Annotated in this window: 1 protein-coding gene; it reads left to right on the forward strand. The window is 66.9% G+C overall.

The genetic code is table 11. The features are described from left to right. The coding region (locus tag ABD323_RS40940; protein WP_344447188.1) for a hypothetical protein at positions 1 to 1,405 on the forward strand (1,405 nt) is incomplete at its 5' end. Positions 1,406 to 1,614 lie beyond the last annotated feature (209 nt).

Genomic DNA, 1,614 nt, shown 5'->3' on the forward strand with positions numbered 1-1,614 from the left:
CCGCGAACGCGACGCTGCTGCCCTGGTAGACCAGTCCCTGGCTGCGGTTCTCGAGTCGCATCAGCTGTCACTGACCGAGCCCGAGGAACAGCGACTCGCAACCGCCTACTTCCAATACCTGCAGGACCGGCTGCGCACACCGCGGGCAATCAAGCGCTACTTCGGCCAAGCCGCCGCGTCCCTTCGCACGCTCGCCGGCGAAGTCGACCTCGTCGACTTCCTCCTCGTCACCTTCCTGCGCACCAGCGAGCCAGGGGTCTACCGGCTGCTGAACCGCCATCGCGCAGAACTCACCGGCACCAGTTTCGATCCGGCTGCCCGGCGTGAGCGCCAGCCTGGAGAGCGCGCCCAGCGATGGCGCGAGCGGCTTGAGAAGGCCGGCGTCGTCCCTGATCACATCGAAGGAGTACTCGGCCTGCTGGCCATGCTCTTCCCTCCGCTCGGGCAGGCCCTCGGCGGCGGTGGCGACTCATCAGGCACCGCGCGACGTCGTGGCATCGGCAGCAACGACTACTTCGACAGGTACGTCGCCTTCGGTGTCCCGGACGACGACCTGTCGGAAACCGCATTCACCAGGGGCCTCGACCAGCTGGCGGACGGACCCCCGGGGCCAGAGGTAGCCGAACTTCTTCTGCGGCTGGAGAACGACACCCAGCGCATCGGCCGGCGCATCAGACAACGGCTGGACGCCGGCACGCCGGTGCCTTCCACCGCGCTGCTGCTCGAGCTCGCTGACCGCTACGGCTCGCTGACCGCACAAGCCGAGGGCTTCCTCAGAGCCGACATGAGCGCGCGCTTCCTCGCACAAGACCTCTTCCGCAATCTCCCAGCCGACGCACGAGCAGACGTCCTGCACCGCATGGCCGCCACCCCACAGGGGACCATGCTCGCCAGCCGGGTCCTGTACGACACCACCGAGCCCAGCAGCACCGCACCCGCCTTCGCCCAGGAAGGCGACACCTGGGTCCAGGAAGCCCGCACCAGCCTCGTAGCGCGACTGCGCGAGCACCTGACAACGCCCGGACCACGCCCCACCGACCAGCTCACCGACTCTGATGTCGACCTCATCTGGAACTGGCGCCACATCGACCACGCAACCGCCCGGGCCTGGATCCGTCAACGCCTCGACGACGGTACCTGGCAACTCCTGCCGCTACTCACCAAGATCGTCCGCCCGCCCCGCACCCCATGGGGCGCAGTCGACGCCGACACCCTGGCAAACCTCGACGCCCTGATCGACCGAGCCGAGGTCTACACCGTCCTCGACCAGACACAAACCACCCCCGACCCAGACCAGGCACGGCTCCTCGAAGGACTCCGCCACGCCCGCGACCGCGGGCGCACCGAAACAATCCAACAACCCACCAGCGGCCCAGCAGAAATGACCAACGACCAAGACACCTGACAACCCAGCCAACTGACAGAGAACCCGCTGGCCACACGATCACAGAAGCAGCCCAACCACCCAGCTAAGGAGACGGTGCGCTACCCGAGCAGCAACCACCTAACTGAACAGCACAGGCCACAACCCCGGCCCCTGATCACGGGTGTGTCCAGTGACTGGTGTATCTGATGTTGTGTGAGTTACCGGCGGCTGATGGAGAGTCGGGCGTC

The sequence above is a fragment of the Kitasatospora nipponensis genome (assembly GCF_039528135.1).
GTDB lineage: Bacteria > Actinomycetota > Actinomycetes > Streptomycetales > Streptomycetaceae > Kitasatospora > Kitasatospora nipponensis.